This window comes from Streptomyces sp. NPDC057543, from assembly GCF_042801895.1.
Taxonomy (GTDB): Bacteria; Actinomycetota; Actinomycetes; order Streptomycetales; family Streptomycetaceae; genus Streptomyces.
Genome location: NZ_JBHVFF010000459.1, coordinates 1 through 4,320, shown reverse-complemented (window position 1 = coordinate 4,320; position 4,320 = coordinate 1). Strand labels below are relative to the sequence as shown.

At 71.3% G+C, this 4,320-nt stretch carries 6 protein-coding genes; 1 reads left to right on the top strand and 5 read right to left on the bottom strand.

All coding sequences use genetic code 11. The features are described 5' to 3' along the window. Window positions 1-102 precede the first annotated feature (102 nt). On the bottom strand, window positions 103-513 hold the full coding sequence (locus tag ACFU8Q_RS39660) for a hypothetical protein (RefSeq protein WP_384464549.1): 411 nt from the start codon (window positions 511-513) through the stop codon (window positions 103-105). Window positions 514-698: 185 nt separating this feature from the next. Here ACFU8Q_RS39660 and sigJ point away from each other — a divergent pair, with 185 nt between their 5' ends. Continuing rightward, on the top strand, window positions 699-1,640 hold the full coding sequence (gene sigJ, locus ACFU8Q_RS39655; protein ID WP_384464546.1) for an RNA polymerase sigma factor SigJ: 942 nt from the start codon (window positions 699-701) through the stop codon (window positions 1,638-1,640). 9 nt (window positions 1,641-1,649) lie between these two features. On the opposite strand, the gene ACFU8Q_RS39650 is transcribed toward sigJ, so the two are convergent. The 4 genes from ACFU8Q_RS39650 to ACFU8Q_RS39635 form a co-directional block, all read right to left on the bottom strand. Further along, the gene (locus ACFU8Q_RS39650; protein ID WP_384464552.1) at window positions 1,650-2,795 is read right to left on the bottom strand and encodes an RNA polymerase sigma factor; all 1,146 of its coding nucleotides are present in this window, start codon (window positions 2,793-2,795) and stop codon (window positions 1,650-1,652) included. 8 nt (window positions 2,796-2,803) lie between these two features. Beyond that, a complete protein-coding gene (locus tag ACFU8Q_RS39645; protein WP_384464543.1) occupies window positions 2,804-3,211 on the bottom strand; it encodes a YciI family protein in 408 nt (135 codons plus the stop codon). A gap of 304 nt (window positions 3,212-3,515) precedes the next feature. Further along, window positions 3,516-3,857, bottom strand: a complete 342-nt coding sequence (trxA, locus tag ACFU8Q_RS39640) for a thioredoxin (protein WP_384464540.1) — start codon at window positions 3,855-3,857, stop codon at window positions 3,516-3,518. Between the two features lie 3 nt (window positions 3,858-3,860). Then, entirely contained in the window at window positions 3,861-4,265 is a 405-nt protein-coding gene (locus ACFU8Q_RS39635; protein WP_384464537.1) for a MerR family transcriptional regulator, read from the bottom strand. Window positions 4,266-4,320: the final 55 nt, after the last annotated feature.

The following is a 4,320-nucleotide window of genomic DNA, read 5'->3' as shown; positions in this document are numbered from 1 at the left end:
GGCCGCAGGCCGCAGGCCGCAGGCCGCAGGCCGCAGGCCGCAGGCCGCAGAGGAGCCTGGCCCGCGGGTCGCCCCACTAATGGGACGCGACGGAGCCGGCCGTCATACCGCGGCATCCGCGCGAGTGCGGCGGCCGGCCAGCACCTGGCCCAGCCGAAGGACGCTCAGGCCGAACATCAGGACTCCCAACGGGACGTGCAGGGACGGCACATGCGCGATGCCCAGGACCACCTGCACCGACGCGAGGACCAGGAACCCGAACGCGTGCAGGATGGACTTGGGCGAGCCGCCGCCCGGCCGCCACACCAGGATCGCGGTGAGTACGTACAACATCGACGCGGCGTACATCCCACGCGCCCCGGCACTGTGCAACGTCTCTCCGTACGACGTGGACAACAACAGCCCGGCGGTGACCGCCTGGAAGAAAATGGCCGCGGTCTGCAAGGCGATCGCGGCTCGCAGGAACATCATGAACGTGAGGCTGCGCTGCTGTGCCGTCGTCCCTATGGGCATGGTGAGCCCATCCCTTCTGTTGCTCAACTCCGCTTGTCGACAGTGGTTCCCCGTGGCTGCCGCCCCGACGTCCCACCAGTCCGACGACGCAGCCACCGGGAATGTGAGGCGGCGCACCGGCCTTTCGCTGCGGTGTCTCGTCGAACATGGTGAAAACAGAGTCGAACAAGGGAATCGTCGAGACCATGACCACCCGATCCGAGCCCGAAATCGGCCGACCCGATGCGAGCCTGAGCGCGATCATGAGCGAGCGCCGGCAACTGATCAATCTCGCCTACCGGCTCCTCGGCTCCCTGGCCGAGGCCGAGGATGCCGTACAGGAGACCTACGTCCGCTGGTACGCCATGTCCCGGCAGCAGCAGGAGGCCATCGAGTCCCCCGGTGCCTGGCTGACGAAGGTGGCCGGTCGCATCTGCCTCGACCTGCTCGGCTCGGCACGGGCGCGGCGCGAGAACTACGTGGGCGAGTGGATCCCGGAGCCGCTGCCCGACCGTACGGAGTGGATGAACGGGCGGCCGGGGGGCGACAGGGGTGAACCGGCCGACCCGGCCGACCGCATCACCCTGGACGAGTCGGTCGACATGGCCTTCCTCGTCGTGCTCGAGTCCATGACCCCGGCCGAACGGGTCGCGTTCATCCTGCACGATGTCTTCCGGTACCCCTTCACCGAAGTGGCCGCGATCGTCGGCCGCACGCCTGCGGCGTGCCGGCAGCTGGCGTCGTCGGCCCGCCGTCGTATCCGTGCGGCGGCGGCTCCGGTGGCTCCGACGACCCGGCAGGCCTGCGTCATCAGGGACTTCAAGCACGCGTGGGAGGCCAAGGACATCGCCGCCCTCGTCGGCCTGCTCGACCCCGACGCCACGATGATCGCCGACGGCGGCGGCCGGGTCGGTGCGGTGCTCCGCCCGGTCGCAGGCGGCGAGCGCATTGCCCGCTACATCAGCGAGATCGGCGGCAAGGCACCCGGCCTGACGCTCCTGGAACGTTCGGCCAACGGCCGGCCCGGTCTGGTGGCCCAGCACGGCGGCGTCACCGTGACGGTGGCCGCGTTCGGCCTCGCGGACGACCGGATCACACGCATCTGGGCGGTGCGCAACCCCGAGAAGCTCCGGCCGTGGACCATGTAGCGCGGCCCGTCAGCGACAGCCGCGGGCGTTGAGCCGGGCGGCCTGGCGGGTCAGGTGGTCGCGTTCGGCGAGGTTGGGGGCCTTCTGCGCCGCCTCGGCGTACAGCCGTGCCGCCGTCGCCAGGTCGCCGTCGCGCTCGTGGAGGTACGCCGCCACCGCGGCGTGGCGGGGCAGTGAGGCGTCCAGCACCGCGAGCGCCGCCAGGCCGGCGCGCGGTCCGTCGGCCTCGCCGACAGCCACCGCGCGGTTGAGCCGGACGACCGGGCTGTCGGTCAGGCGCGCGAGCTCGTCGTACCACTCGACGATCTGCACCCAGTCGGTCTCCTCGGCGGTGGGCGCGTCGGCGTGGAGTGCCGCGATGGCGGCCTGGGCCTGGAACTCGCCCAGCCGGTCGCGGGCGAGGGCCGCCTGCAGGATCTCGACGCCCTCGGCGATCGCCCCGGTGTCCCACCGGCCGCGGTCCTGCTCGGCGAGCGGCACCAGGCTGCCGTCGGGCGCGGTCCGGGCGGCGCGCCGGGCGTGGTGGAGCAGCGTGAGGGCGAGCAGTCCCGCCACCTCGGGGTGGTCGATCGCGGCCGCGAGCTGCCGGGTGAGCCGGATGGCCTCGGCGGCGAGGTCGATGTCGCCGGAGTAGCCCTCGTTGAAGACCAGGTAAAGGACGCGCAGCACGGTGGCGACGTCGCCGGGCTGGTCGAACTGCGCGCCGGAGACGGTGCGCTTGGCCCGGCTGATGCGCTGCGCCATGGTCGCCTCGGGCACCAGGTAGGCCCGGGCGATCTGGCGGGTGGTCAGCCCGCCGACGGCGCGCAGCGTGAGCGCGACCGCGGACGACGGCGTCAGCGACGGGTGGGCGCACAGGAAGTAGAGCTGCAGCGTGTCGTCCACCGTGGGCGCGGGCCCGGGCGCCGGCTCCTCGTCGACGAGGTCCTCACGCCGGCGGCGGGCGGCGTCCGCCCGGGCCGCGTCGAGGAACCGGCGCCAGGCCACGGTGACCAGCCAGCCCTTCGGGTCCCGCGGAGGGTCGGCCGGCCAGACGCGGACCGCCTCGACGAGCGCGTCCTGCACGGCGTCCTCGGCCGCCGCGAAGTCGGCTCCGCGGCGGACGAGGAGGCCGAGCACGCTCGGCGTGAGGCTCCGGATCAGGGCCTCGTTCATCGGGGAGGTCACTCCGTGATGGTGGGCAGCGCGGCCAGGAACGGGCGCACCTCGAGCCACTCGTGGATCGGCTTCCCGCCCACCCCGGGGGCGGCCGAGAGTTCCCCGGCCAGCTCGACGGCGCGCTCGTAGCTGTCGACGTCGATAACCATCCAGCCGGCGATGAGGTCCTTGGTCTCGGCGAACGGGCCGTCGGTGACCGGCGGGCGCCCCTCGCCGTCGTACCGGACCCACGTCCCCTCGGGGGCGAGCGCCTGAGCGTCGACGAACTCGCCGGTCCCTTCGAGCCGGACCGCGAAGTCCTGCATGTACTGCACGTGCGCCGAGATCTCCTCCGGCGTCCACTGGTCCATACACACGTCGTTGACCGGAGCCGGAGCGCCGCGGTAGTGCTTGAGCAGCAGGTACTTGGCCATCGTGTTTCTCCTCCGTGCTGGTGCGATCCATTCTGGTCGCGTTCATTGCGGGGACGTAGCCAGTCACCGGTTCTCGACATCGCCGTCCGAAATCGCCGACCGAATTTTTTGGCTCTCGTGGATGAGCCTGGGTGAGCCGGGACGCTACCGGCCGGTATCGCGGACCGGACACGCCCGGGCTCACCGAGATCGACGGTTTCAGCAAGCGCCTGGAGCGGTTCGAGCAGGCGCAGACCGTAGCGGCCCCCGAAGGCGACCGCTACGGTTGTGCGCTGTTTGTTCCGGTTCAAGGCATATGCCCCACTCACACCGCCTCGAACACGTCCTCCAACTCCTGGAGCAGCCGGCGCTTGGGGCGGGCGCCCACCATCGACTTCACGGGTTCGCCGGAGCGGAACACCATCAGGGTCGGCATCGACAGGACCGCGTACCGGCTCGCGATACCCGGGTTCCGGTCGACGTCGATCTGGACGATCTTGATGCGTCCGGACTCCTCGGCGGCGACGGCACTGAGCACGGGGGCGAGCTGGCGGCACGGGCCGCACCAGTCGGCGGTGAACTCGACCAGTACGGGGAGGTCGGCCGCGAGGACCTCCGTATCGAAAGTGGTGTCCGTGACCTCGGCCACGCCCGCTGCCTGAATCATCTGTCATCCTCCCAGTTCACAACGTGGTTCGGGGCCGCCCGGAAGCTCCGCCTCGGCCTCCAGCTCGGCCTTCGCGAGCTGGGCGCCCACGTGGACGCGTACCGCCTGGAGCTGTTCGATGAGCGCGTCGAGCTCACCGAGCTTGCGCCGGTAGACGGCGAGCGAGGCGGGGCAGGCGTCACCGGCCGGGTGGCCGGCGCGCAGGCACTCGACGAACGGACGGGTCTCCTCCAGTTCGAACCCGAAGTCCTGGAGGGTCCGGATCTGCTGGACGAGCCGCAGATCGTCCTCGTCGTAAGCGCGGTAGCCGTTGCCGGCCCGGCGCGCCGGCAGCAGTCCGCGTGACTCGTAGTACCGCAGAGTCCGTGTGGTCGTTCCGGCCCGTTCGGCCAGCTCCCCGATGCGCATGTCCTTGACGGTAGACCTTTACGCGGACGTCAAGGCAAGGAGAACGCGGCAGGGC

What these genes read in the sequence shown, in the direction of transcription:
- ACFU8Q_RS39660 (WP_384464549.1), bottom strand. Translation starts at nt 513, where the DNA reads ATGCCCATAGGGACGACGGCACAGCAGCGCAGCCTCACGTTCATGATG.
- ACFU8Q_RS39650 (WP_384464552.1), bottom strand. Translation starts at nt 2,795, where the DNA reads ATGAACGAGGCCCTGATCCGGAGCCTCACGCCGAGCGTGCTCGGCCTC.
- ACFU8Q_RS39635 (WP_384464537.1), bottom strand. Translation starts at nt 4,265, where the DNA reads ATGCGCATCGGGGAGCTGGCCGAACGGGCCGGAACGACCACACGGACT.
- ACFU8Q_RS39645 (WP_384464543.1), bottom strand. Translation starts at nt 3,211, where the DNA reads ATGGCCAAGTACCTGCTGCTCAAGCACTACCGCGGCGCTCCGGCTCCG.
- sigJ (WP_384464546.1), top strand. Translation starts at nt 699, where the DNA reads ATGACCACCCGATCCGAGCCCGAAATCGGCCGACCCGATGCGAGCCTG.
- trxA (WP_384464540.1), bottom strand. Translation starts at nt 3,857, where the DNA reads ATGATTCAGGCAGCGGGCGTGGCCGAGGTCACGGACACCACTTTCGAT.